Origin of the sequence: Mesorhizobium metallidurans STM 2683, assembly GCF_000350085.1 — a bacterium.
Lineage (GTDB): Bacteria > Pseudomonadota > Alphaproteobacteria > Rhizobiales > Rhizobiaceae > Mesorhizobium > Mesorhizobium metallidurans.
In genome coordinates, this window is the sequence record NZ_CAUM01000005.1 from 23192 (window position 1) to 47036 (window position 23845).

General features: G+C 63.3%; 19 protein-coding genes. 11 read left to right on the forward strand and 8 right to left on the reverse strand.

What is annotated here, in order from left to right:
- The first annotated feature begins 63 nt into the window (after positions 1 to 63).
- Entirely contained in the window at positions 64 to 408 is a 345-nt protein-coding gene (locus tag MESS2_RS33920) for a hypothetical protein (RefSeq protein ID WP_008872112.1), read from the forward strand.
- Positions 409 to 745: 337 nt separating this feature from the next.
- Here the strand turns inward: MESS2_RS33920 and rhaI are convergent, their stop codons facing one another.
- Together rhaI and MESS2_RS00785 are read right to left on the reverse strand one after the other, a co-directional pair.
- Positions 746 to 2038, reverse strand: a complete 1293-nt coding sequence (rhaI, locus tag MESS2_RS00780) for an L-rhamnose catabolism isomerase (RefSeq protein ID WP_008872114.1) — start codon at positions 2036 to 2038, stop codon at positions 746 to 748.
- Positions 2039 to 2127: 89 nt separating this feature from the next.
- The gene (locus MESS2_RS00785; protein ID WP_008872115.1) at positions 2128 to 4230 is read right to left on the reverse strand and encodes a bifunctional rhamnulose-1-phosphate aldolase/short-chain dehydrogenase; all 2103 of its coding nucleotides are present in this window, start codon (positions 4228 to 4230) and stop codon (positions 2128 to 2130) included.
- Between the two features lie 187 nt (positions 4231 to 4417).
- Here MESS2_RS00785 and MESS2_RS00790 point away from each other — a divergent pair, with 187 nt between their 5' ends.
- The 8 genes from MESS2_RS00790 to MESS2_RS00825 all read left to right on the forward strand — a co-directional run bounded on the left by MESS2_RS00790 (position 4418) and on the right by MESS2_RS00825 (position 13083).
- A complete protein-coding gene (locus tag MESS2_RS00790; RefSeq protein ID WP_008872116.1) occupies positions 4418 to 5227 on the forward strand; it encodes a DeoR/GlpR family DNA-binding transcription regulator in 810 nt (269 codons plus the stop codon).
- 54 nt (positions 5228 to 5281) lie between these two features.
- Positions 5282 to 6277 carry a rhamnose ABC transporter substrate-binding protein gene (gene rhaS, locus MESS2_RS00795; protein ID WP_008872117.1) on the forward strand — a complete coding sequence of 332 codons (996 nt, stop codon included), beginning with the start codon at positions 5282 to 5284 and terminating at the stop codon, positions 6275 to 6277.
- Positions 6278 to 6393: 116 nt separating this feature from the next.
- Positions 6394 to 7947, forward strand: a complete 1554-nt coding sequence (locus tag MESS2_RS00800) for a sugar ABC transporter ATP-binding protein (protein WP_040591746.1) — start codon at positions 6394 to 6396, stop codon at positions 7945 to 7947.
- Positions 7944 to 8921 (forward strand): ABC transporter permease, encoded by a 978-nt coding sequence (locus MESS2_RS00805; RefSeq protein ID WP_008872119.1) that lies wholly within the window; start codon positions 7944 to 7946, stop codon positions 8919 to 8921. Before MESS2_RS00800 ends, MESS2_RS00805 begins: the two co-directional genes overlap by 4 nt.
- Positions 8918 to 9913, forward strand: coding sequence for an ABC transporter permease (locus tag MESS2_RS00810; protein ID WP_008872120.1), 996 nt, complete (start codon positions 8918 to 8920; stop codon positions 9911 to 9913). The genes MESS2_RS00805 and MESS2_RS00810 overlap by 4 nt, the downstream gene beginning before the upstream one ends.
- Entirely contained in the window at positions 9913 to 10230 is a 318-nt protein-coding gene (gene rhaM, locus MESS2_RS00815; protein WP_008872121.1) for an L-rhamnose mutarotase, read from the forward strand. Before MESS2_RS00810 ends, rhaM begins: the two co-directional genes overlap by 1 nt.
- On the forward strand, positions 10227 to 11606 hold the full coding sequence (locus MESS2_RS00820) for an FGGY-family carbohydrate kinase (RefSeq protein WP_008872122.1): 1380 nt from the start codon (positions 10227 to 10229) through the stop codon (positions 11604 to 11606). The genes rhaM and MESS2_RS00820 overlap by 4 nt, the downstream gene beginning before the upstream one ends.
- 94 nt (positions 11607 to 11700) lie before the next feature.
- The gene (locus MESS2_RS00825) at positions 11701 to 13083 is read left to right on the forward strand and encodes an IS1380 family transposase (protein WP_008872123.1); all 1383 of its coding nucleotides are present in this window, start codon (positions 11701 to 11703) and stop codon (positions 13081 to 13083) included.
- 150 nt (positions 13084 to 13233) lie between these two features.
- Here MESS2_RS00825 and MESS2_RS00830 read toward each other — a convergent pair whose 3' ends face one another.
- Together MESS2_RS00830 and galE are read right to left on the reverse strand one after the other, a co-directional pair.
- Positions 13234 to 14484: a D-amino acid dehydrogenase gene (locus MESS2_RS00830; protein ID WP_008872124.1), complete on the reverse strand. Its 1251-nt coding sequence runs from the start codon at positions 14482 to 14484 to the stop codon at positions 13234 to 13236.
- Positions 14485 to 14591: 107 nt separating this feature from the next.
- Positions 14592 to 15587, reverse strand: a complete 996-nt coding sequence (gene galE, locus MESS2_RS00835) for a UDP-glucose 4-epimerase GalE (RefSeq protein WP_008872125.1) — start codon at positions 15585 to 15587, stop codon at positions 14592 to 14594.
- A 275-nt stretch (positions 15588 to 15862) separates the two neighbouring features.
- Here galE and hemA point away from each other — a divergent pair, with 275 nt between their 5' ends.
- Positions 15863 to 17140 (forward strand): 5-aminolevulinate synthase, encoded by a 1278-nt coding sequence (gene hemA, locus MESS2_RS00840; RefSeq protein ID WP_008872126.1) that lies wholly within the window; start codon positions 15863 to 15865, stop codon positions 17138 to 17140.
- Positions 17141 to 17167: 27 nt separating this feature from the next.
- Here hemA and MESS2_RS00845 read toward each other — a convergent pair whose 3' ends face one another.
- Both MESS2_RS00845 and mscL read right to left on the reverse strand, forming a co-directional pair.
- A complete protein-coding gene (locus MESS2_RS00845) occupies positions 17168 to 18334 on the reverse strand; it encodes a pyridoxal phosphate-dependent aminotransferase (protein ID WP_008872127.1) in 1167 nt (388 codons plus the stop codon).
- Between the two features lie 108 nt (positions 18335 to 18442).
- On the reverse strand, positions 18443 to 18862 hold the full coding sequence (gene mscL, locus MESS2_RS00850) for a large conductance mechanosensitive channel protein MscL (protein WP_008872128.1): 420 nt from the start codon (positions 18860 to 18862) through the stop codon (positions 18443 to 18445).
- A gap of 233 nt (positions 18863 to 19095) precedes the next feature.
- Between mscL and MESS2_RS00855 the strand changes: the two genes are divergently transcribed.
- Positions 19096 to 22584: a PAS domain-containing hybrid sensor histidine kinase/response regulator gene (locus tag MESS2_RS00855; protein ID WP_008872129.1), complete on the forward strand. Its 3489-nt coding sequence runs from the start codon at positions 19096 to 19098 to the stop codon at positions 22582 to 22584.
- A gap of 3 nt (positions 22585 to 22587) precedes the next feature.
- Here MESS2_RS00855 and MESS2_RS00860 read toward each other — a convergent pair whose 3' ends face one another.
- Entirely contained in the window at positions 22588 to 23247 is a 660-nt protein-coding gene (locus MESS2_RS00860) for a response regulator transcription factor (RefSeq protein WP_008872130.1), read from the reverse strand.
- 127 nt (positions 23248 to 23374) lie between these two features.
- Entirely contained in the window at positions 23375 to 23812 is a 438-nt protein-coding gene (locus MESS2_RS00865; protein WP_008872131.1) for a hypothetical protein, read from the reverse strand.
- Positions 23813 to 23845: the final 33 nt, after the last annotated feature.

Consider the following 23845-nt stretch of genomic DNA (forward strand, 5'->3'; position numbering starts at 1 on the left):
CGCGGTGCGAGCCGGTTGCGCTCGGCGAGGCTTGATGATTTGTTGCCACCACATGGAGAGCGAATGATGCGAGAGCCTGCCGGTCAAGACGAATACGGGTCGACCAACCCCTTCGACCCGGACGACTTTTCGACGTTGAACACGATGGGGCCAGCTGTGGGCAGCAACGACTTCGAGAAATACGCTGTCGCCGTGATCATCGTGTTCGGCGCCCTCATCATCGGCGGGCTGATGGCCGCGGCGATGACCTTCGGCCACCGCAACGGCTTTCTTTTCGCGCTCGGCGGCGCCACGGCGGCCTGGATATCCGGCAATGCGCTTTTACTCGACCGGCCCCGCATCTACGCCCTGTTCGTCGGCATTGCGGCCCTGATGCTGGTCGCATCCACCCTGACGCTGGTCCTCTGATTCGACTGAGAGAAATTCAGTACCCTATAGCCTCGCCGGACGCGGCGCGGCTGTCGATGGCGCCCTTCACCCGCTTGCCGTCCTTGTCGAGATACATGGTCCTGGTCGCCGCCAGCGGCGCCCGCTCGCGGAAAGTAGGAAGCGAGAAAACGCCAATCGTTGCGCTGGCGTGCCGCGCCTCGTTTGGCGTTGCACCTCTCCCCCATGCTTCACGCTTCAGCCGTTTTGTTCTTGCTTTGTGCTGGCAATTATGCTAGTGATTCTCGCATGGTGCTGATTTGCGCCGCGACCCGCCTCAGGCGGGTTTTTCGTTTCAGTCCAACTTGAAACCCTGACATCAGACAATGCCGCCGCCGCCGCTGGCGACCGCCGGCCGTTCCGCCGCGACCTTCGCCCGATAACCGGCCGCGCGGTAGGCGGCGACGGGGTCGATGGCGCCGCCAGTGTTCAGCCGTGCCATGGCCAGGATCGGCTCGACATCGGTGCGGTAGGCCACTTTCAGTGTCTGCGTCGCCATCAGTGCGTCGTTGGCGTCCTGGTAGCCTGCCAGCGCCTTGCGATCGACGAGCAGCGCCTGCGCATAGGCGCGCAGCACCTCGACCGCAGACAGCATCAGGCTCTCGATCGGATCGGTGACGTTGTGGCTTTGGTCGAGCATATGCGCGGGATCGAAGCCCTTTGCACCCGAAAGCTCGGCATCGACCAGTTCGTTGAAAACCAGGAACAGCCGGTAAGGATCGATAGACCCGGCGTCGAGATCGTCGTCGCCATATTTGGAATCGTTGAAGTGGAAGCCGCCGAGTTTCTTGAACTGGATCAGCCGCGACACGATCATCTCGATGTTGACGTTGGGCGCATGATGGCCAAGATCGACCAGGCAGAAGGCCTTGTCGCCGAGTTCCTGGGCGATCATGTAGTTGGTGCCCCAGTCCTGCACGACCGTCGAATAGAAGGCCGGCTCATACATCTTGTGCTCGGTGAACAGCTTCCAGTCGTTAGGCAGCCCAGCGTAGATCTCCTTCATGGCGTCGAGATAGCGCTCGAAGGCTCCGGCGAAATTGACCTGGCCGGGAAAATTCGAGCCGTCGCCGATCCACACCGTCAGCGCCTTGGAACCCAACGTTCTGCCGATCTCGATGCATTCGAGATTGTGCTCGACCGCCTGGCGGCGCGTTGCGGCATCGGCATGCGATAGCGAGCCGAATTTATAGGAAAGCTTCTGGTCCTTCGCGTCGGAGAAGGTGTTGGAGTTCATGGCGTCGAAGCCGAGGCCGAAGCGCGATGCGGCCTGTTTCAGCCGGTTCGGATCGGCCTTGTCCCACGGGATGTGCAGCGAGACGGTCGGCGTGGCCTGCGTCAATTGCTGGATGACGGCGCAGTCCTCGATCTTGTCGAAGATGTCGCGCGGCTCGCCGGCGCCGGGAAAGCGGGCGAAGCGGGTGCCGCCCGTGCCGACGCCCCAGGACGGGATCGCGACCGCGAATTTCTCGACCTTGTCGCGGATGGCGTCGATGGCGATGCCGCGGCGGTCGAGGCGTTCGCCGAGCGAGGCGTAGTCGCGCTCGAGGTCGGCCTTGCGCACGGCATTGTCTTTCTCGACGATGTCATCCGAAATAATCAATTCAGACAATGCAATTCCTCCCGGTACTCGTTCGGCTGGCGCCGTCCCTCATCCGCCCTTCGTGCACCTTCTCCCCGTAGAACGGGGAGAAGGAAGGCTTATCGCGTAAAGCTTTGGGCGTTGCCCGCGTCCACATTGAGGATGTTGCCGGTCGACTTGGCCGACATGTCGGAGGCGAAGAAATAGATTGCCTCGGCGATGTCTTCAGGGAAGACCGAGCGCTTCAGCATCGAGCGCGAACGGTAGTGCTCCTCCAGGTCGTCGGTCGACATCTTGTAGGCGGCGGCGCGCTGTTCCTTCCATTCGCCGGTCCAGATCTTCGAACCGCGCAGTACCGCGTCGGGATTGACGACATTGACCCTGATCTGCGCTTCCGCGCCTTCCAGCGCCAGGCACCGCGCCAGATGGATCTCGGCAGCCTTGGCCGTGCAATAGGCGGCGGCATTGGGCGATGCGGCGAGCCCGTTCTTGGAGGCGACGAAGACGACGTTGCCGCCGATCTTCTGGGCGCGGAACAGCCGGAAGGCCTCGCGCGACACCAGGAAATAGCCCGTGGACAGGATGTCCATGTTCTTGTTCCACAGCGCCAGCGTCGTTTCCTCGATCGGCGCCGCGGAGGCCAGGCCGGCATTGGAGACCAAAATGTCGATGCCGCCGAATTCGACCGAAGTCTCGGCGAAACCTGATATCACCTGGTCCTCTGATGTGACGTTGATCAGTACCGGCCGGACAAAATCCTTGCCATAGGCCTTGGCCAGCTCGTCATTGGCGCTGGCGAGCGCAGTTTCGTCGATGTCGGCCAGCACGACGCAGGCGCCTTCGCGCAAGAGCCTGTTAGCGGTGGCGCGGCCGATGCCGCCGGCGCCACCGGTGACCAGTGCGATCTGGCCGGCCAGCGCCTTCGGCTTCGGCAGGCGCTGCAGCTTTGCTTCCTCGAGCAGCCAATATTCGATGTCGAACGCCTCCTGGTCGGGCAGGCCGACATAGGACGAAACGGTCGAGGCGCCGCGCATGACATTGATGGCGTTGACGTAGAACTCGCCCGATATGCGCGCGGTCGCCTTGTCCCCAGCAAAGGTGAACATGCCGACGCCGGGCATCAGATAGACCACCGCGTTGGGATCGCGCACGGGTGGCGAATCCGCATGCTTGCACTTGTCATAATAGGCCTGATAGCCGACACGATAGGCGGCAATATCGCCGGCGAGGCGGGTAACGACCGCATCGACATCCGGCTTGGCCGGATCGAACTCGATGACCAGTGGCCGGATCTTGGTGCGCAGGAAATGATCCGGGCAGGACGTGCCAAGCGCTGCCAGCGGCCGCAGATCCCTGGAATTGACGAATTCCAGCACGGCCGGCGAATCGTCGAAGTGGCCGATCTTGTGGCTCTTTTCCGAGATCAGGCCGCGGATTCTCGGCATCAGCTTCGCGGCGACGGCGCGACGCGCCTCAGTGTCGAGCGATTTGACGACTTCGCCGCCGAAGATCGCCACGCCTTCGGAGCGCCGCTCGAACCACGCAATCGCCTGGTTGATCACCGAGATCGTCGTCTCGTAGCACTCCTTCGGCGTTTCGCCCCAGGTAAACAGGCCGTGGCTTGCCAGCACGACACCCTTGGCTCCGGGGTTTTCGAGGCAGAATCTCTCCAGCCAGAGGCCAAGCTCGAAACCCGGCCGCTTCCACGGCAGCCAGCCAATGGCGTCGCCGAAGATCTCCCTGGTCAGCGCCTTGGAATCCTTGGCCGCGGCAATGGCGATGATGGCGTCGGGATGCATATGGTCGACGCAAGGCTTGGGGACGAAAGCGTGCAGCGGCGTGTCGATCGAGGCCGCGCGCGGGTTGAGGTTGAAGGTGCAGTGCGGCAGATAGCCGACCATCTCGTCCTCATGGTCGAGGCCGCGATAGAGGCCCTTCAGCGCGCGCAATTTGTCCATGTAGAGGGTGGCGAAGCCGTCGAGCCTGATCGAGGCGCTGTCGCCGCCCGAGCCCTTGACCCAGAGCACTTCCACGCTCTCGCCGGTCAGCGGATCCTTCTGCCGGATCTTGGAGGAGGTGTTGCCGCCGCCATAGTTGGTGACGCGCTTGTCGGAACCGAGCACGTTGGAGCGATAGACGAGAAGCTCCGGGTCGCTCATCCCTTTGGCCTTGGCATCGTCCCACAGATTGGCGAGGCGCGTGCCGGAGCGCTTGTCGAGCATTTGAATATCCTCCCGTGAGACGCGCAAACGATGCGGTCGATTATGCCCAAATGTCCACGGAAGCACCGGCGTTGTCAATCACAAACGATCAATATCAATCATATTGCACTGCACAATGAAATTATCTGATCGGAAATGATTGACACTGCGCGTTTTGGGTGCCTAGATGATCAGGCAGGGAGGAACCATGCACGAGAAAGAGCGCCATAGGATCATTCTGTCCGCCGTCCAGGAAAAGCCTGTGGTGACAGTGCAGGAGATGGTCGACCTGACGGACTCCTCCGAGGCGACGATCCGGCGCGACATCGCCGCGCTTCATGTGCAAAAACGCCTTCGCCGGGTGCGTGGCGGCGCCGAAGCAATCGCGCCGCCGCAGTTCATCGGCCTTGCCGGCCGGCCCTTTTCCGTCAACGAGACTCTCAATGCTTCACAGAAGCGGGCGATCGCCAGGGAGGCGGTGGAGCTGTGCAAGGATGGTGAGCCGATCATCATCAATGGCGGCACCACCACCTTCCAGATGGTGCATTTCCTGACCGGCCGCCGCATGCCGATCTTCACCAATTCCTTCCCGATCGCCGAACATCTGCTCAAGCATTCCAAGAACACGGTGATGCTGTCGGGCGGCACCATCTACCGCGAACAGAACATCATCCTGTCGCCCTTCGACAATGACGTGACGCGCAATTTCTATGCGCGCCGCATGTTCATGGGCGCGCAGGGGCTGGGGCCGCTCGGCCTGATGGAAGGCGATCCGCTTTTGATCCAGGCCGAGCAGAAACTGATCGACCAGGCCGACGAGCTGGTGGTGCTGGTCGATTCCTCGAAGTTCCGCAAGCGGTCGAGCCTGATCCTGTGCGGCCTGTCGCGCATCGCCACCGTGATCACCGACGACGGCATCGAGGACCGCGAAGCCAAGATGCTGGAGACCGCTGGGGTGGCGCTGATCGTCGCCCGCAAGACGGCAAGCAATAAGGAAGAATCTTCACTGCAGGCCTGAGACAAACTCACGCCGCAGCGGCGATGGAATGCAACGCTCAAGGGAGGATATTCGATGAGCTTTCTTAGGAAATTGATGGTTACGGCGGCATTTTCGGCCGCCATGTTCGTGAATGCCGCCTATGCCGAGAACGTCAAGATCGCACTGGTGGTGAAGTCGCTCGGCAACGGCTTCTTCGACGCCGCCAACAAGGGCGCCGAAGAGGCGGCCAAGGAACTGGGCGATGTTGACATCATCTACACCGGCCCGACCAAGGCGACCGCCGAGGCGCAGATCGAAGTGGTCAATTCGCTGATCGCCCAGAAGGTCAACGCCATCGCCATTTCGGCCAATGACGCCGACGCACTGGTGCCGGCGCTGAAGAAGGCGATGGAACGCGGCATCACCGTCATCTCGTGGGATTCGGGCGTCGCGCCGGAAGGCCGCCAGCTTCACCTCAACCCGTCCGACACCGGCCTGATCGGCGAGACCATCATCAAGCTCGCCGCCGACTATCTGCCGGAAGGCGGCGACGTCGCCATCCTGTCGGCTTCGTCCACGGCGACCAACCAGAACGCCTGGATCGATGCTGCCAAGAAAATCCTGCCGGAGAAGTTCCCCAAGATCAATCTCGTCGCCACCGTCTATGGCGATGACGACTCGGCCAAGAGCACCGACGAGGCCAAGGGCCTGTTGAAGTCGTATCCGAACCTCAAGGCGATTATCGCGCCGACCACCGTCGGCGTCGTTGCCGCCGCCCAAGTGGTGACTGATGAGAACCTGATCGGCAAGGTGAACGTCACCGGCCTGGCGCTGCCGTCGGAGTTCAAGAAGTTCATCGACAATGGCTCTTCGCAGGCGGTGGCACTGTGGAACCCGATCGACCTCGGCTATTCGGCCGTCTACCTCGCCTACGACGTGGCGGTGAAGAAGGAAGAAGCCAAGCCGGGCGCGACGCTGTCGATCGGCCGTGTCGGCAAGGTGACGCTCGACGACACCAACTCGGCTGCGATGGCTCCGCCCTTCCAGTTCGACAAGACCAACATCGAGAAGTTCTCCAAGATCTATTGATCTCGGGCGCTCGCACCACCCTCCCCCTTGTGGGGAGGGTCGGCGAGCCGGCTTCGCGAAGCGATGCAGGCGAGACGGGGTGGGGTGGCGACATCTCCATGTGCCAGGACCTTGATATGCTAGTAGACCCCCACCCCGCTCACGTCGTTCGCGACCCTCCCCACAAGGGGGAAGGTAAGGCTCCACGCCTGACGCTGTCCGGCATCTCAAAAAGCTTTCCCGGCGTGCGCGCGCTGCACGATGTCAGCCTGTCGCTCTATCCCGGCCAGGTGACCGCGTTGATCGGCGAAAACGGCGCCGGCAAGTCGACGCTGGTCAAGATCATGACCGGCATCTACCAGCCTGACGCCGGCATCATCAGCATCGACGGCCAGCCCGTCACGCTGCCCAGCGCCCATGCCGCCTTCGGCCACGGCATCACCGCCATCCATCAGGAAACCGTGCTGTTCGACGATCTTTCGGTCGCCGAAAACATCTTCCTCGGCCATGCGCCGCGCACCCGCTTCAAGACCATCGACTGGCGCACCATGCGCAAGAACGCGAAGGAAGTGCTGGACACGATGGGCGCCGGCCATATCGACGCCGACACGCGGCTGAAGGATCTTGGCATCGCCAACAAGCATCTGGTCGCGGTTGCCCGCGCCATGTCGATCGACGCCCGGATCGTCATCATGGACGAGCCGACGGCAGCGCTTTCGATGAAGGAGATCGAGGAGTTGTTCCTGCTGATCGAATTCCTGAAGAGCGAAGGCAAGGCGATCCTGTTCATCAGCCACAAGTTTGACGAGATCTATCGCATCGCCGACCGTTATACGGTGTTCCGCGATGGCGAGATGGTCGGCGAAGGCCTGATCAGGGATGCCGGCCAGAGCCAGATCGTGCGCATGATGGTTGGCCGCGCCGTCGATCATATCTTTCCGCAGCGCAAGGCCACAATCGGCGCGCCGGTGCTCACCGTCTCCGGCCTGTCGCATCCGACCGAGTTCGACGACATCGGCTTCGAATTGCACAGGGGCGAAATCCTCGGCTTCTATGGCCTTGTCGGCGCTGGCCGCAGCGAGGTGATGCAGGCGATATCAGGCATCACCCGCACCAGCAGCGGCACGATCGCCCTGGAAGGCAAACCGATCGCGCCGAAATCGGCGGCGGATTCGATCGAGGCCGGCATCGTCTATGTGCCGGAAGAGCGCGGCAAGCAGGGCGTGGTGATCGGCCTGCCGATATTCCAGAATGTCTCGCTGCCCTCGCTCAAGCGCACATCCAAAACGGGCATATTGCGGCTGGCGGAAGAATTCGCGCTGGCCCGCGCCTTTACCGAGCGGCTCGACCTGCGCGCCTCCTCACTCAGCCAGGATGTCGGCACGTTGTCGGGGGGCAACCAGCAGAAGATCGTCATCGCCAAATGGCTGGCGACCGCACCAAAGGTGATCATCCTCGACGAGCCGACCAAGGGCATCGATATAGGCTCCAAGGCCGCCGTGCACGGCTTCATGGCCGAACTCGTCGCACAAGGCCTGTCGGTGATCATGGTGTCGTCCGAACTGCCCGAAATCCTCGGCATGTCCGACCGCGTCGTCGTCATGCGCGAGGGCCGCATCGCCTCTGTCTACGACAATAAGGAGCTCGACGCCGAAACGCTGGTCAGGACGGCAGCGGGGATCGCGGCATGAAGAATTTCCTTAGGTATCGTGAGATCTGGCTGCTGGCGGCAATCGCCGTGCTGATCGGGCTGATCTCGATGCGCTTCCCGGGTTTTTCGGATCCGGCCAATCTGCGCCAGGTGTTCAACGACACCTCGATCCTGATGATCCTGGCGCTGGGGCAGATGGTGGTGATCCTGACCCGCTCCATCGATCTGTCGATGGCTTCCAACCTCTGTTTCACCGGCATGGTGGTGGCGATGCTGAACGCCGCGCATCCGGCCATCCCGATCCCGCTGCTGATCGTCGCAGCTCTTCTTGTCGGGCTGGTGCTCGGCGCCATCAACGGGCTGCTGGTTTGGCGGCTGAACATCCCTTCGATCGTGGTGACGCTGGGCACGCTCACCATCTATCGCGGCGCCACCTTCGTCATCTCCGGCGGCGCCTGGGTCAATGCCGACCAGATGAGCCCGGCCTTTATCGGCCTGCAGCGCGCAGTCTTCCTTGGCATTCCGGTGCTCTCATGGATCGCCCTGCTGGTCATCGCGCTGTTCTTCCTGTTGATGACGCGCACGGCGCTCGGCCGCTCGATCTACGCCGTCGGCGTCAACCCGACTGGGTCGGTCTATGCCGGCATCGATGTCGGCCGCACCAAGTTCATCGTCTTCTGCATTTCCGGCATGATCGGCGGGCTCGCCGGCTACCTCTGGATCTCGCGCTACGTCATCGCTTCGGTCGAGGTCGCCAACGGCTATGAGCTCAACATCATCGCCGCCTGCGTCATCGGCGGCATTTCGATCGCCGGCGGCATCGGCTCGGTCGGCGGCGCGGTGCTTGGCGCGCTGTTCCTCGGCATCATCGCCAACGCGCTGCCGGTCATCAACATCTCGCCCTTCTGGCAGATGGCAATCTCGGGCAGCGCCATCATCCTGGCGGTGGCGCTCAATGCGCGCGGCGAACGCCGGCAGGGCCGCATCATCCTGAAGAAGGCGGAAGCGGCATGACCGACACCCCTGCCCCGCGCCACATACCGGACCGGCTGGACAAGCCGCTCTCTTCAGCGATCTTCTCGTGGGAGGCGCTGCTGGTCGTGGTCGCGGTGGCGATCTTCGCGGTCAACAGCTTCGCCTCGCCCTATTTCCTCGACCCGTGGTCGCTGTCGGACCTGACCTTCAATTTCACGGAAAAGGCGCTGATCGCTTTCGCCATGGCGCTGCTGATCATTTCCGGCGAGATCGACCTGTCGGTCGCCGCCATCATCGCGCTCGCCTCGACCATGATGGGCATGGCGGTGCAGGCCGGCGCCGGCACACCGGTGCTGGTGGCGGTCGGCATCCTCGTCGGGCTCGGCTGCGGCGCCTTCAATGGCCTGTTGGTCACAAGGCTCGGACTGCCTTCGATCGTCGTCACCATCGGCACGATGAGCCTGTTTCGCGGCGTTGCCTTCATCATCCTCGGCGACCAGGCCTACAAGGGTTATCCCGCAAGCTTCGCCTTTTTCGGCCAGGGCTATGTCTGGTGGGTGGTGTCGTTCGAACTGATGCTGTTCCTTGTCGCGGCAATCATCTACTGGTTCGTGCTGCACCGGACGAGCTTCGGCCGCCGCGTCTTTGCCATCGGCAACAACCCTATCGCGGCGCAATTCTCCGGCGTGCGCGTCGACCGCATCAAGTTCATCCTGTTTTGCCTGACCGGGCTGATGTCGGGCATCGCCTCTGTACTGATCACCTCGCGGCTCGGCTCGACGCGGCCTTCGATCGCGCAAGGCTATGAGCTGGAAGCCATCACCATGGTAGTGCTCGGCGGCGTCAGCATTCTGGGCGGCGCCGGCAGCATACTCGGCGTCGTGCTTGCCGCCTTCATCATGGGGCTGGTCACTTTCGGCCTGGGGCTGCTCAACGTGCCCGGCATCGTCATGTCGATCTTCATCGGCCTGCTGCTGATCATCGTCATCGCATTGCCGATCCTCTGGCGGCGGCTGCGCGGGGGACGCTGATGCCTGAGAAATACGCGTTCAAGATGAAGCTCAATCCCGGCATGAAGGCCGAATACAGGAAGCGCCACGACGAGATCTGGCCGGCGCTGGTCGCACTGCTCAAACAGGCCGGCGTTTCCGATTATTCGATCCATCTCGACGACGAGACCAACATTCTCTTCGGCGTGCTGTGGCGCAGCGACAGTCATGGCATGGATGATTTGCCGAAGCATCCGGTGATGCAGCGCTGGTGGGCGCATATGGACGACATCATGGAAACCAAAGCAGACAACGAGCCGGTGGCGGTGCCGCTGGAAACCATGTTCCATATGGAATGACTGCTCTTCGCCACATCGCCGTCATCGATATCGGCAAGACCAACGCCAAGGTGGCGCTGGTCGACCTCGCGACCATGCGCGAGGTCACCCTGCGCCGTGTAGCCAATGCGGCTTCCGCTGACAGTCCTTACCCGCATCATGATGTCGAGGCCCTGTGGGCTTTCATCCTGGACAGCCTCGCCACAATCCATCGCGACCAGCGCATCGACGCCATATCGATCACCACCCATGGTGCGACGGCGGTGCTGGTCGATGCCGCGGGCGGCCTGGCGTTGCCGGTGCTCGATTATGAATTCGCCGGGCCTGACACACTCGCCCAAGATTATGACGCGACGCGTCCGCCCTTTGCCGAGACGGGTACGCCGCGCCTGCCGGCCGGCCTCAACATCGGCGCGCAGCTCTTCTGGCAGCAGAAGCTGTTCCCGGCCGAATTCGCCCGGGCAGCCACGATTCTGATGTACCCGCAATATTGGGCCTTGCGGCTGACCGGTGTCGCCGCCAACGAGGTGACATCGCTCGGATGCCACACCGATCTGTGGAACCCGTGGCAAGCCGACTTTTCGTCACTGGTCGACAAGATGGACTGGCGCAGGCTGATGGCGCCGGTGCGGCCTGCGAAAGACCGCCTCGGCCCGATCCTTCCCGCTCTCGCCAGACAAACCGGGCTCGATCGGCAAACGCCGGTATTTTGCGGCCTGCACGATTCCAACGCATCGCTGCTGCCGCATCTCCTGTCTGACAGCCCGCCTTTCTCGGTGGTCTCGACCGGTACCTGGGTGGTCTCGATGGCGGTCGGCGGCACCAAGGACGCGCTCGATCCTGTGCGCGACACATTGGCCAATGTCAACGCGCTCGGCGATCCTGTGCCTTCGGCCCGCTTCATGGGCGGGCGCGAGTTTTCTCTGCTGACGGAAGGCCAGTCAGAAGACTGGACCGAACACGATATCGCGGCTGTGCTCGCGCAAAAAACATTCCTCTTGCCGTCGACCCAGCACGGGTCGGGACCGTTTCCGCATCACACCGCCGCCTGGCTCAATGCCGAGACCATCACGCCCGGTCAGCGCTTCGTCGCCATCTCGTTCTATCTGGCGCTGATGACGGCGACCTGCCTCGACCTGATCGGCGCCGCCGGCCCGACAATTGTCGAGGGGCCCTTTGCCCGCAACCGGCTCTTTACCCGCATGCTCGCGGCGGCGACGGCACGCGCCGTCGTTGCGTCCGAAGCTGCAACCGGCACCAGCATCGGCGCTGCCCTGCTGGCATCGGAGGGCGGCGCGGTCGGGGGCAAGGGGGAAAGGACCGAGCCACCTGACGACCCGGCCTGGGTGGATTATGTGCGGTCGTGGCGCGTGGCAGTCGATGCGGGCAATGTCTAGCCCGAATATCTCACAGAGTTGAGGTGCATCGGGGCTCCGAATCATGGAAAATGCTTCTGCTACAAAGACTTACCCGAGGCAGAGGTGCTCCCCGATGCAAACAGAGTGTAGCGCGGAACGGTTTGATTTTGCAGCCGTTGAAAAGCGCGCCGTTGTGGCTGGTTTCGACGGCGGAACGATCACTTCGGATGCCGGCGCGCTTCTGCTGGGGCTGACGGACCGGGCGATCGGACTGGTCGGCCGCTTTGCCCGTTGCTTCGCGGACGCGCGCAATCCGGCGTTGATCGAGCATGAGGTGAAGACACTGGTTTCGCAGCGGGTCTTCGCGCTTGCGCTCGGCTATGAGGATATCAACGACCATGACGAGCTGCGCCACGATCCGGTGATGGCGGTGCTGGCCGGCAAACTCAAGGCGCGGCGTCACAAGAAATGCGCGGCCGTGGCCGGCAAGTCGACGCTCAACCGGCTGGAGCTGAGCCGGGGTGAGCCTTCGCGCTATCACAAGATCAGCCACGATCCGGCGGCGATCGAGGCACTGTTCGTCGAGTTGTTCGTGGGTGCACACGCTGCCGCGCCCGAGGAGATCGTGCTGGATCTGGATGCCACCGACGATCCCCTGCACGGCAACCAGGAGGGGCGCTTCTTCCACGGCTACTACGGCCACTACTGCTACCTGCCGCTCTACGTCTTGTGCGGCAATCACTTGCTGTGCGCCAAGCTGCGGCCCGCCAACATCGACGCCGCCGCCGGCTCGGTTCAGGAGATCGAGCGCATCGTGCACCGGCTGCGCGGCCGCTGGCCCAAGGTCCGCATCGTGCTGCGCGCCGATTCCGGCTTCGCCCGCGAGGAGCTGATGGCCTGGTGCGAGAGCAATGCCGTCGACTACCTGTTCGGCCTGGCCCGCAATGTCCGGCTGGTCCGGCACATCGGGGCTGAGCTGGGGCAAGCCAGAGCCGAGAGTGCCTTCACCAACCGACCGGCCCGCCGCTTCAAGGACTTCCTGTGGACCACCCGCAAGAGCTGGAGCTGCCGGCGCCGGGTCGTGGCCAAGGCCGAGTGGACGCAGGGCGAGGCCAACCCGCGCTTTGTCGTCACCTCGCTCGACGCCGAGGCCTGGCCGGCACGGAGCCTTTATGAAGACCTCTACTGCGCCCGCGGCGAGATGGAGAACCGCATCAAGGAATGCCAGCTCGACCTGTTCGCCGACCGCACCTCGGCCGCCACCATGCGCGCCAACCAGCTCAGGCTGTGGTTCGCCTCCATGGCCTATGTGCTGGTCTGCGCGCTGCGCCGTATCGGCTTGGCCAACACCCGCCTCGCCAGGGCGAGTTGCGCCACCATCCGCCTCAAGCTGTTCAAGATCGGCGCCCTGGTCAGCGTCTCGGTGCGCCGCATCAAGCTGGCCATGAACTCCGCCTGCCCCTTCCAGCGCGAATGGGCACTGACCTACGCCCGACTATCGGCAGCCGCCGCCTGAGCGCCCCCATCCACCCCGCCCGTCAACTGCAAGGACATCGCCGAACCTCAACAACCGCTCCGCGCGGGCGACAGCCCTTGCCCGCAACTCATGCGCTCGCAAAAATGCCGCACACAGACCTACCCCGGAAGACAGTGTGAGATATCCGGGCTAGCCGGTATAGGTTAGTCCTTGCGGATCGATCTCCGGTTTGCGGCCGGCGACCAGATCGGCCAGGAACTTTCCCGAACCGCAGGCCATGGTCCAGCCGACATGGCCGTGGCCGGTGTCGAGATAGAGATTCTCATAGCGCGCCTGGCCGATGACCGGCACGGAGCTCGGCATCATCGGCCTGAGGCCAGCCCAGAACACAGCCTTCTTCTCGTCGAAGGCGCCTGGGAAGAGATCCTTGCCGGTATTGATGATCGTGTTGAAATCGCCGGGCTTGAAAGTACGGTCGAAGCCGGTGAATTCCGCCGTTGAGGACATCCGCAAGCGGTTGCCCAGTCTGGAATAGCCGATCAGCCGATCCTCGTCGGCACCGCCCATGGTCGGCCCCTTGCTTTCGTCCTCCAGCGGAATGGTCGCGGTATAGCCTTTCACCGGATAGACCGGCAGGTCGATGCCGTAGCGGCGGCCGAGCAGGCCGCTTTCCGGCCCCATTGAGATCACCACGGCGTCGCAGGCGACCGGGCCAGCGGAGGTGATGACCATGCGCACCCGGTCGCCGTCGATGTCGAGGCCTTCGACCGTCGTGCCGTAGAGAAATTTCACGCCGAGTTTTTCGGCGGCATGAGCAGCGAGATTCTGGGTGAACTGGCTGGAATCGCCGGTCTGGTCGATCGGCGAATAGACGCCGCCGGCAATCTTCTCCTTGACCCCGGCAAGGCCTGGTTCGAGCTCGACCAGCCGGTCGCGGCCGACGATCTCGATCGGCAGGCCGTGCTCGGCGAGATAACGGTAATTGTCGGTCCCGGTATCGAGGCTCTGCTGCGAGCGGAAGAAATAGAGAATGCCCTTCTTGCGCTCGTCATAATGGATACCGGTATCCGCCGAGATGGCGTTGATGCAGTCGCGGGAATAGAGCGCCAGGCGAAGCTTGATCCGGCTGTTTGCGCGCAACCGCGCCTGCGTGCACTGCCTGAGGAAACGCAGGCTCCAGGCGAGAAAATAGGGATCGAAGCGCAACCGCACCTTGATGCCGAGATCGTGGTTGTAGAGCCCGCGCAGGAACGTCTTCAGCGCTGCGGGTGAGGCCCAGGCGGTGGCGTCGCCGGGTGAGACCAGACCGGCATTCGACTGGCTGGTGCCCCGAGCCGCCGCCTGGTGGCGCTCGATGACGGTGACGTCGTGGCCGTCGCTGGCCAGGTAATAGGCGGCCGCCGTGCCGACCACGCCGGCCCCCAGCACCAGGATCTTCATGCCATCCCCCAAGGCTCGACGCGTGCAGCACCTTCACGCGCCGCCGCGAGCCCTTCATAGCGCGTCCATGGCGAGCTTTTCGAGCCCGCAGCCGAAGAACCGGCGTATCAGGCCCGTGCCGAATTCTTGCCGGTCAGGATGCGCTCCCAGGCGAGCGCATTGGCGACGATCAGGTCGAGATCGTCGCGCTGCGGGGTCCAGCCGAGTTCGCGGCGCGCCAGCTCCGAATTGGCGACCACCGCGGCAGCATCGCCCGGGCGGCGCTCGCCCATCCGCACATCGAAATCATGGCCAAAGACGCGGCGCACGCTGTCGATGACTTCAAGCACCGAATAACCGTGGCTGTAGCCGCAATTGGCGACGAGGCTGGTGCCGCCGGCGCGCAGCCGCTCGAGCGCCAGCCGATGCGCCGCCGCGAGGTCGCTGACATGGATATAGTCGCGCATGCAGGTGCCGTCCGGCGTCGGATAGTCGGTGCCGAACACCTGCATGAAGGGGCGCTTGCCGAGCGCCGTCTCGCAGGCGACCTTGATCAGATGCGTGGCGCCCGGCGTCGACTGGCCGGTGCGGCCCTTGGGATCGGCGCCAGCAACGTTGAAATAACGCAGCGCCGTGTAGTGCAAGCCGTAGGCGATCGCAGCGTCGCGCAGCATCCATTCGCTCATCAGCTTGGACAGGCCGTAGGGCGATTCCGGCGCCAGCCGCGCATCCTCGCGCACCGGCTCCAGCCCGGCGCCGCCATAGACGGCGGCGGTCGAGGAAAAGATGAAATGGGGCACGCCCTCGCGCACCGCGGTTTCGATCAGCGTGCGGGTCTTGCAGGTGTTGTTCTCGTAATAGCCAAGCGGGTCGGCGACCGATTCGGGAACCACGATCGAGCCGGCGAAATGGATGATCGCGTCGACATGATTATCGCGGATGATGGAGCCGACCAATTCCTTGTCGGCGACATCGCCGACGACCAGCTTCGCCTCCGGCGCCACCGCCCATTCGAAGCCGGTCGAAAGCCGATCGAGAACGACAACGCTGTCGCCGGCATCCAGCAATTCCCAGACCATGTGGCTGCCGATATAGCCGGCACCGCCTGTCACCAAAACCGTCATCCGTATCCTCACACCTTCTGATTTATCGGAAACTGTCTCAACAAGCGCCTTACTGGAAAGCCTGCCGCATGGCCAATAGAGTCCTGAGTGTTAAATCGGTAACAGTCGCTCCGCCCGCGGCATGATACCGAAACAAAATTGATCCACATCAAGGGAATAGGCCACGATCCGTGGTCGTTAGGAACAGGTCCGGGGCGTGGCATTTTGACCAAACAGGTCCGGTGGACGCAGAATGGGGCAATGATTATTATCCCGCGCAAAATTGGGAAACCGACATGAACTATCAGCGGTTCTTCGAGGAAGCGATCGACCAGCTCCATGCAGAGCGGCGCTATCGCGTCTTCGCCGATCTCGAGCGCATCGCGGGCAAGTTTCCGCGCGCCATCTGGCGCTCGAACGGCCGCGCCGAGGAAATCACCGTCTGGTGCTCCAACGACTATCTTGGCATGGGCCAGCATCCTGATGTCATCGCCGCGTTCCAGAAGGCGGCCGGCAAGATGGGCTCGGGGGCCGGCGGCACCCGCAACATTTCCGGTACCAGCAACCCGCTGGTTGCGCTGGAATTGGAGCTGGCCGACCTGCACGACAAGGAAGCCGCGCTGGTCTTCACCTCCGGCTTCGTCTCCAACGAGGCGTCGATCTCGACCATCGCAAAGCTCCTGCCCAACTGCCTGGTGCTTTCGGACGAGCTGAACCACGCCTCGATGATCGAGGGCGTGCGGCGCTCGGGCGCGGAAAAGAAGATCTTCCGCCACAACGATGTCGCACATCTGGAAAGCCTGCTGCAGGCCGCCGGCCGCGAGCGCGCCAAGCTGATCGTCTTCGAAAGCGTCTATTCGATGGATGGTGACATCGCGCCCATCAAACAGATCGTCGATCTGGCCGAACGCTACAATGCCATGACCTATATCGACGAGGTCCATGCCGTCGGCATGTATGGACCGCGCGGCGGCGGCATCACCGAGCGCGAAGGTCTGGCCGACCGTATCGACATCATCGAGGGCACGCTGGCCAAGGCGTTCGGCACGCTCGGCGGCTATATCACCGGCACAAGTGCGGTGATCGATGCCGTGCGCTCCTATGCGCCGGGTTTCATCTTCACCACGGCGCTGCCGCCGGCCATTGCCGCTGCCGCCACCACCTCGATCCGCCATCTCAAGCGCTCGCAGGCCGAGCGCGACGCGCAGTCACGCCAGGCGACGCGGACCAAGCAGGTTCTTGCCGCGGCCGGCCTGCCGGTGATGGAATCCGCCACACACATCGTGCCGGTGCTGGTCGGCGATCCCGAGCTCTGCAAGATGGCCAGCGACCGCCTGCTTGGTGTCCACGGCATCTACATCCAGCCGATCAACTACCCGACCGTGCCGCGTGGCACCGAGCGGCTGCGCATCACGCCGACGCCGTTCCACTCCGACGCGCTGATCGCGGCGCTGCAGGACGCTCTCGTCGAGACCTGGGACGCGCTGGGCATTCCCTATGGTTCGGCTGGTCGGCCATCCGTGACCAAGAGCGACCGGATTATTCCGCTGCTGGTGCCCAAATCGGGCGGATAAAGTCAGGCGGCTGAAGCCGCCGCCTGCTCAAACAGTCTTCATCCATTTCGCCAGCCGGTGCGCCGCTTCCTCGATCTGATCGAGGCGGCGGTGGAAGCACAGCCTGAGGAAGGCTTCGCCACCGGGGCCGAAGGCGGTGCCGGGCGCCAGGCCGACATTGGCCTTGTCGACTATGTCGAAAGCGGCAGTGCGTGAATCCGTGATGCCGTCGACGGTGAAGAACAGATAGAATGCGCCCTGCGGCACGGTGAACCGGGCTTTGCCGGTGGCACCAAGGATGTCGCATACCAGATCGCGCGCTGCCCGCGCCCGCTCCACCTGTTCGGCAATGAAGGCGTCGCCTTCATCAAGCGCGGCGACGGCGCCGCGCTGCATGAACTGGGCAACGCCCGAGGTCGAATACTGGATCAGGTTCTCGAACACCTGCTGCAGCGCGGGATGCGTCTTGATCCAGCCGACGCGCCAGCCGGTCATCGCCCAGTTCTTGGAGAAGCTGTTGACGAACAGGATGCGGTCCTCCCCCGTCGCGATGTCGAGGAAGGACGGGGCACGACCATGACCATAGTGGAACAGGGAATAGATCTCGTCGGCGATGATCCAAAGGTTGCTGGCGCGGGCGAGATCGAGGATCGCCCGCAAGGTCTCATGATCGGCGGTCCAGCCGGTCGGGTTCGACGGCGTGTTGATGAACAGAGCCTTGGTGCGCGGCGTGATGGCGGCGGCAATTTTCTCGACGTCGCAAGACCAGCCATTGCCGGAATGATCGAGCGAAACCGGCACCGGAACGGCTCCCGATATCGCCGCGGCAGCGTCGAAATTCGGCCAGGCCGGCGACAGATAGACAATTTCGTCGCCGGCGCCGGCGAGCGCGTCGAGCGCCAGCTGGATGGCATGCATGCCGGACCCGGTGACGATGAATTCCTCTTCGGGGAAGGTCTTGCCGAAATGCCTGGCATAGTAGCGGGCAAGCGCCCGCCTGAGATCAGGGATGCCCTTTTGCCAGGTGTAGAATGTCTCGCCGCCGGCCAGCGCCTTTGACGCGGCATCGGTAATGAATGCGGGCGTCGGCAGATCGCCCTCGCCGGCCCAGAGCGGGATCATCCCCTCGCGCAGGCGGCCGTAGTTGACGACGGCGACAATGCCGCTTTCGGGCGCCGCGCGGGCTTCGGCGCGCAGGGTCTCGATCAAGGTCATGGATGTATCCGGTTCGTTCTCTCGACTGCTAGCGTGTTTTGCGGCGGCCGAAAACAGAAAACCCCGGCCGCGGGCGGCCAGGGTTTTGGTCCAGAAATCTGCCCGGCGCTACTTCCTGGCGAGAAGATCGCGAATTTCAGTGAGCAGGGCGACATCGGCCGGCGGCGCGGCCGGGGTGGCTGGCTTTTCCTTTTCCAGCCGCCTGCGCAGATTGTTTACCGCCTTGACCATCAGGAAGATGATGAAAGCGAGGATGACGAAGTTCAGCGCCACTGTGATGAAGCTGCCATAAGCGAAGACGGCGCCCTGCTTCTTGGCATCAGCCAGCGATGTCGCGTTGACGGCAGAGGAGAGACCGAAGAAATAGTTGTTGAAGTCAAGTCCGCCGAAAATTGCGCCCACTATCGGCATGATGATGTCGTTGACCAGCGAATCGACAATCTTGCCGAAGGCAGCGCCGATGATGACGCCGACGGCCAAGTCCATCACATTGCCCCGGGAAATGAATTCCTGGAATTCTTTCAGCATTCGACCCTCCTGTCCTGACCGGCCGTGCCGCCGCCGCTCAGTCCGACGCCCGACCCGCAGGCAGCATAACAAAAACCTGCGGTTGCAACATGGGCAAAAGACCGGTTTCCACCGGCCAGGTTGTGCCCAAAACCGCTGTTATCATGCACCGAAAGCGGTGATGGACTTGCCTCTCAAGCTGTGATTGCCTCTGAGAGGCCGGAGGAAAACCGGCAAGGGAGGATTTCTGGGCCGTGCAGGGCTGGTTCATCGTCATCATCGCGATCGCCTATGTGACGTTGCTCTTCGCCATCGCCAGCCTCGGCGACCGGCGCTCGACGATGTCCAGGCCCGACCGGGCCCGACCCTTGATCTATGCGCTCAGCCTGGCGATCTACTGCACCTCGTGGACGTTCTTCGGCTCGGTCGGCCTTTCCTCCGAACGCGGCCTAGAATTCCTCGGCATCTATATCGGTCCGGTACTGGTCTTCGTGTTCGGCTTTCCGCTGCTGCAACGCATCGTCAGGCTGGCCAAAACTGAGAAAATCACCTCGATCGCCGATTTCCTCGGCGCCCGCTACGGCAAGAGCTTTGCGGTCGCGGCGATCGCCACGCTGATCGCGACGATTGGCGCAGTGCCCTACATCGCGCTGCAATTGAAGGCGATTTCCGGCTCGGTCAGCCTGATGGTCGAGCACTATACCGGCTCGCCGCCCTCGTTTGACCCCTTCGTCAGCGACATCTCGCTGGTCGTCGCCATGCTGCTGGCGCTGTTTGCGGTGCTGTTCGGCACACGCCACGCCGACGCCACCGAGCACCAGGACGGGCTGGTGCTGGCGGTCGCGGTCGAAACCGTGGTCAAGCTTGCCGCCTTCCTGGCGATCGGCCTGATGGTGACCTTCCTGATCTTCGGCAGCCCGGGCGACATGATCGACAAGCTCGCGCAGAATGAGCAAGTGCGCCAAGCGATGAGCTACAACACTTCGCTCACCACCTGGCTGGTGCTGACCGGCCTTAGCGGCTTCGCCATCATCATGCTGCCGCGCCAGTTCTACGTTACCATCGTCGAGAATCGCAGCGAAGCCGAACTGCGCACCGCGACATGGGTGTTTCCGCTCTATCTGGTGGCGATCAACCTGTTCGTGCTGCCGATCGCGCTGGCCGGCCTGTCGCTCGTCGGCAGCAGGACCAGCAGCGATCTCTACGTCTTGTCGCTGCCGCTGCTCAACGGCCATGATGTGCTGGCCATGGCAGCCTTCATCGGCGGCCTGTCGGCGGCGACCGCGATGGTGATCGTCGAAAGCGTCGCGCTGTCGATCATGATCTCCAACGACCTCGTCATCCCGCTGTTCGTGCGCCGCCTGCTCAAGACCACGACCTCCCAGAACGAGGACTGGTCGACGCTCATCCTCAATGTGCGGCGCGGCGCTATCTTCATCATGCTGTTCATCGCCTTCCTCTATTACCGCGAGAGCACCAACAGCGCGCGGCTGTCCTCCATCGGCCTGATGTCGTTTGCAGCCATTGCCCAGTTCGCGCCGGCGCTGATCGGCGGGCTGGTCTGGCGCGGCGCCAATGGCAGGGGCGCCGCACTCGGCATGGTCGCCGGCATCCTCGTCTGGAGCTATACGCTGCTGCTGCCGTCGCTCGCCGCACCCGATACCGGCATCGTTGTCCATGGCCTGCTCGGTTTCGAAGCGTTGCGGCCGCAGGCGCTGTTCGGCACCGTCGCCGAGCCGCTGAACCACGGCGTCTTGTGGAGCTTGTCGATCAATACGCTGTTTTTCGTGCTCGGCTCGCTGTCGCGCGCGTCGGTGCCGCTGGAACGCATCCAGGCGGCGATCTTCGTGCCGCGCGACGCCGGTCCGATGCCCAGCCTGCGCCGCTTCCGCACCACCGTCACCGTCAACGATCTCAAGGACACCATCGCGCGCTACCTCGGTGTCGAACGCACCGAACGCTCCTTCCAGTCGTTCGAAAACAGCAGTGGGACCTCGCTGCACGGCAACGAGCAGGCGAGCATGGACATCATCCGCTTCTCCGAGCAGCTTTTGGCGAGCGCGGTCGGCTCGTCTTCGGCGCGGTTGATCCTGTCGCTGCTTTTGCGCCGCAACGACCGCGAATCCAAGGATGCTTTCCGCCTGCTCGACGACGCCACCGAAGCGCTGCAGCACAATCGCGACCTGTTGCAGATCGCGCTCGACCAGATGGAACAGGGCATCACAGTCTTCGACCGGGATTTCCGGTTGATCTGCTGGAACCGCCAGTACCGGGCGCTGTTCGACCTGCCAGACGAGATGGGCCAGGTCGGTGTCTCGCTCGATCGCATATTGCACCACCTCGCCCAGCGCGGCGACATCCCGGCGGACCAGCGGGTGGCGATGCTCAACCGCCTGACCAGTTTCGTCAGCCCGTGGCAGATGGAGCTGAAGACCAGCGGCCGCATCCTCGAATTGCGCTCCAACCCGATGCCGGATGGCGGCATCGTCGCCACCTATGCCGACATTTCCGGACGCGTCGAGCAGGATCTGGCGCTCAAGCGCGCCAATGAATCGCTGGAACAGCGCGTCAAGGACCGTACCGTCGAACTGACCCGCGTCAACGAGGAGCTGGCGCAGGCGCAGATGCTGGCCGAGGAGGCCAATCTCGGCAAGACGCGCTTTCTTGCCGCCGCCGGCCACGACCTCCTGCAGCCGCTGAACGCCGCCCGCCTCTACTGCTCGTCGCTGATCGAAAAGGCCGGCAAGGGACCTGCCGGCAAGGCCGCGATCAATATCGAATCCTCGCTGGAATCGGTCGAGACCATTCTCGGCGCCGTGCTCGACATTTCACGCCTCGACGCCGGCGCGATGAAGCCGGAGGATACCGCCTTCAGCCTGGATGGACTGCTCGGGCAGATCGGCAACGACTTCCGGCCGCTGGCCGCAGAGAAAAAGCTCGGCCTGACGATCATGCCGTCATCGCTCAGCGTGATGACGGACCGCAATCTGTTGCGTCGCCTGATCCAGAATCTGGTGTCCAACGCCATCAAATATACCCGCCATGGCCGCATCCTGGTCGGGGTCAGGCGACGCGGCGAACTGGCCGAGATCCAGGTGATCGACACCGGCATCGGCATCGCCGGCGACAAATTGAACACGGTCTTCAATGAATTCACCCGGCTCGACGAAGGCGCGCGTGAGGCCGAGGGCCTCGGTCTGGGCCTCTCCATCGTCGACCGCATCGCCCGCGTCCTGCGGCTCGAAATCCGGATCTTCTCCGATCCGGGCAAGGGCACGCGCTTTTCCGTCATCCTGCCGGTCGCGGCGGTCGAGGCGCCACGCCGCGCCGTCGAGGCCAAGGCGCCGATCCGCGCCTCCGCTTCCCTTGCCGGGCTGCATGTGTTCTGCATCGACAACGACGCCCGCATCCTCGATGGCATGCGGCTGCTTCTCGAAGGCTGGGGCTGCGACGTCGAACTTTTTTCCGGTTCGGAGGATTTCGAGGGATCGGGCCTGCGCCGGCCGGACATCGTGCTTGCCGACTACCATCTCGACGGCAGGACCGGCCTCGATGTGATCGCGAGATTGCGCGCGATCCATGGCGAGGACATGCCCGCCGTGCTGGTCACCGCCGACCGCTCCAGCGAGGTTCGCGCGGCCGCCGCCAGTCTGGACGTGCCGGTTGTCAACAAGCCGCTGAAACCGGCGATGCTGCGTTCGATGATGGCCAGGATCAGGCCGCTGGCGTCAGCGGCGGAGTAAGAGTTAGCCGGCCGCCTGCAGCGGGTCGCTGCCGATCTTGGAGAGCTGGATCACCGCCTGGGTGCGGCTGTCGACGCCGAGCTTCTGCAGGATCGCCGAGACATGCGCCTTGATCGTTGCTTCGGAGACGCCGAGTTCGTAGGCGATCTGCTTGTTGAGCAGCCCTTCGGCCAGCATGCCGAGCACACGCGTCTGCTGCGGCGTCAGCGCCTGCAGCCGCTTGATCAGGTCGGAGATCTCGGGATCGCGCTCGACGCCGAGATCGATGCCGACGGGAGCGGCGATATCGCCGGCCAGCACCGCCTGCACGGCGCCGCGGATCTCCTCCATGCTGGCCGATTTGGAGATGAAGCCGGAAGCGCCGAGATCGAGTGCACGGCGGATCGTCACCGGGTCGTCATGCGCCGACACCACCACCAGCGGCACCGCCGGATGGATGCCGCGCAGCGAGATCAGACCGGAAAGGCCGCTGGCGCCCGGCATCGACAGGTCGAGCAGCACCAGATCGACATCTTCATTGGCCACGACCAGCGCCTTGGCACTTTCGAAATCGCCGGCCTCGTGAATGGCGGCGACATTGCCGATGCCGGCCAGCGCCTCCCGAAGGGCGCCACGGAACAACGGATGGTCGTCGGCAATGACGAACGTGTAGCCCGACGGCAAATGTCCCTCCCCGAATCCCATCGATGATTTGTCGCTTTTTCGGGACCAGTCGAACAATTATGCGGTGATGTAAGCTGTTTTCAAGCGGCAAAGACCCGGCGCGGACTTTTCCCCGAACTAATGGCGCTCAGGTCTTTTGCGAATTGAGTTTGGCGCCGTCGCCGCCATTGTCCTTGTCCATATCCTTGACGATGTCCATGAAGCCGCGCAGGAAGCGTTCCATGTAGCCCATCGTCTTGTTGAAATCCTCCTCGCTGGGCAGCTGCGATTCGAGGCGGGCTGACAGCGAATTCTCAAGCTTGGCAACGCGCTCGTCCAGCGCCTTCACCGAGCCTTGCAGCCGGTCGATCTCGTCCTGGAAGGCAGCGCGTTCGTCGGCCGCCACCTTGCATACGAGCTGGCCGGTGCGTTCCTCGCAGATCGACATCGCGCCGGTCTGGGTGTCCATACGGACATAGCCATTGGCCGACTTTTCCAGCTTGTAGCGATCGGTTTCCTCGGAAAAGGCTGATGCCGCGACGAGCGAAACGAGTGCTGCCGGGATCAAGACGTGCTGCAGACGCATGTTGTCCTCCATGGGCCAATTAGCGCAAACTAT

Excerpts from the sequence above, each read along its gene's own strand:
- MESS2_RS33920 (WP_008872112.1), top strand. The coding sequence starts at position 64 with ATGATGCGAGAGCCTGCCGGTCAAGACGAATACGGGTCGACCAACCCC.
- MESS2_RS00785 (WP_008872115.1), bottom strand. The coding sequence starts at position 4,230 with ATGCTCGACAAGCGCTCCGGCACGCGCCTCGCCAATCTGTGGGACGAT.
- MESS2_RS00790 (WP_008872116.1), top strand. The coding sequence starts at position 4,418 with ATGCACGAGAAAGAGCGCCATAGGATCATTCTGTCCGCCGTCCAGGAA.
- rhaS (WP_008872117.1), top strand. The coding sequence starts at position 5,282 with ATGAGCTTTCTTAGGAAATTGATGGTTACGGCGGCATTTTCGGCCGCC.
- MESS2_RS00800 (WP_040591746.1), top strand. The coding sequence starts at position 6,394 with ATGCTAGTAGACCCCCACCCCGCTCACGTCGTTCGCGACCCTCCCCAC.
- MESS2_RS00805 (WP_008872119.1), top strand. The coding sequence starts at position 7,944 with ATGAAGAATTTCCTTAGGTATCGTGAGATCTGGCTGCTGGCGGCAATC.
- MESS2_RS00810 (WP_008872120.1), top strand. The coding sequence starts at position 8,918 with ATGACCGACACCCCTGCCCCGCGCCACATACCGGACCGGCTGGACAAG.
- rhaM (WP_008872121.1), top strand. The coding sequence starts at position 9,913 with ATGCCTGAGAAATACGCGTTCAAGATGAAGCTCAATCCCGGCATGAAG.
- MESS2_RS00820 (WP_008872122.1), top strand. The coding sequence starts at position 10,227 with ATGACTGCTCTTCGCCACATCGCCGTCATCGATATCGGCAAGACCAAC.
- MESS2_RS00825 (WP_008872123.1), top strand. The coding sequence starts at position 11,701 with ATGCAAACAGAGTGTAGCGCGGAACGGTTTGATTTTGCAGCCGTTGAA.
- MESS2_RS00830 (WP_008872124.1), bottom strand. The coding sequence starts at position 14,484 with ATGAAGATCCTGGTGCTGGGGGCCGGCGTGGTCGGCACGGCGGCCGCC.
- galE (WP_008872125.1), bottom strand. The coding sequence starts at position 15,587 with ATGACGGTTTTGGTGACAGGCGGTGCCGGCTATATCGGCAGCCACATG.
- hemA (WP_008872126.1), top strand. The coding sequence starts at position 15,863 with ATGAACTATCAGCGGTTCTTCGAGGAAGCGATCGACCAGCTCCATGCA.
- MESS2_RS00845 (WP_008872127.1), bottom strand. The coding sequence starts at position 18,334 with ATGACCTTGATCGAGACCCTGCGCGCCGAAGCCCGCGCGGCGCCCGAA.
- mscL (WP_008872128.1), bottom strand. The coding sequence starts at position 18,862 with ATGCTGAAAGAATTCCAGGAATTCATTTCCCGGGGCAATGTGATGGAC.
- MESS2_RS00865 (WP_008872131.1), bottom strand. The coding sequence starts at position 23,812 with ATGCGTCTGCAGCACGTCTTGATCCCGGCAGCACTCGTTTCGCTCGTC.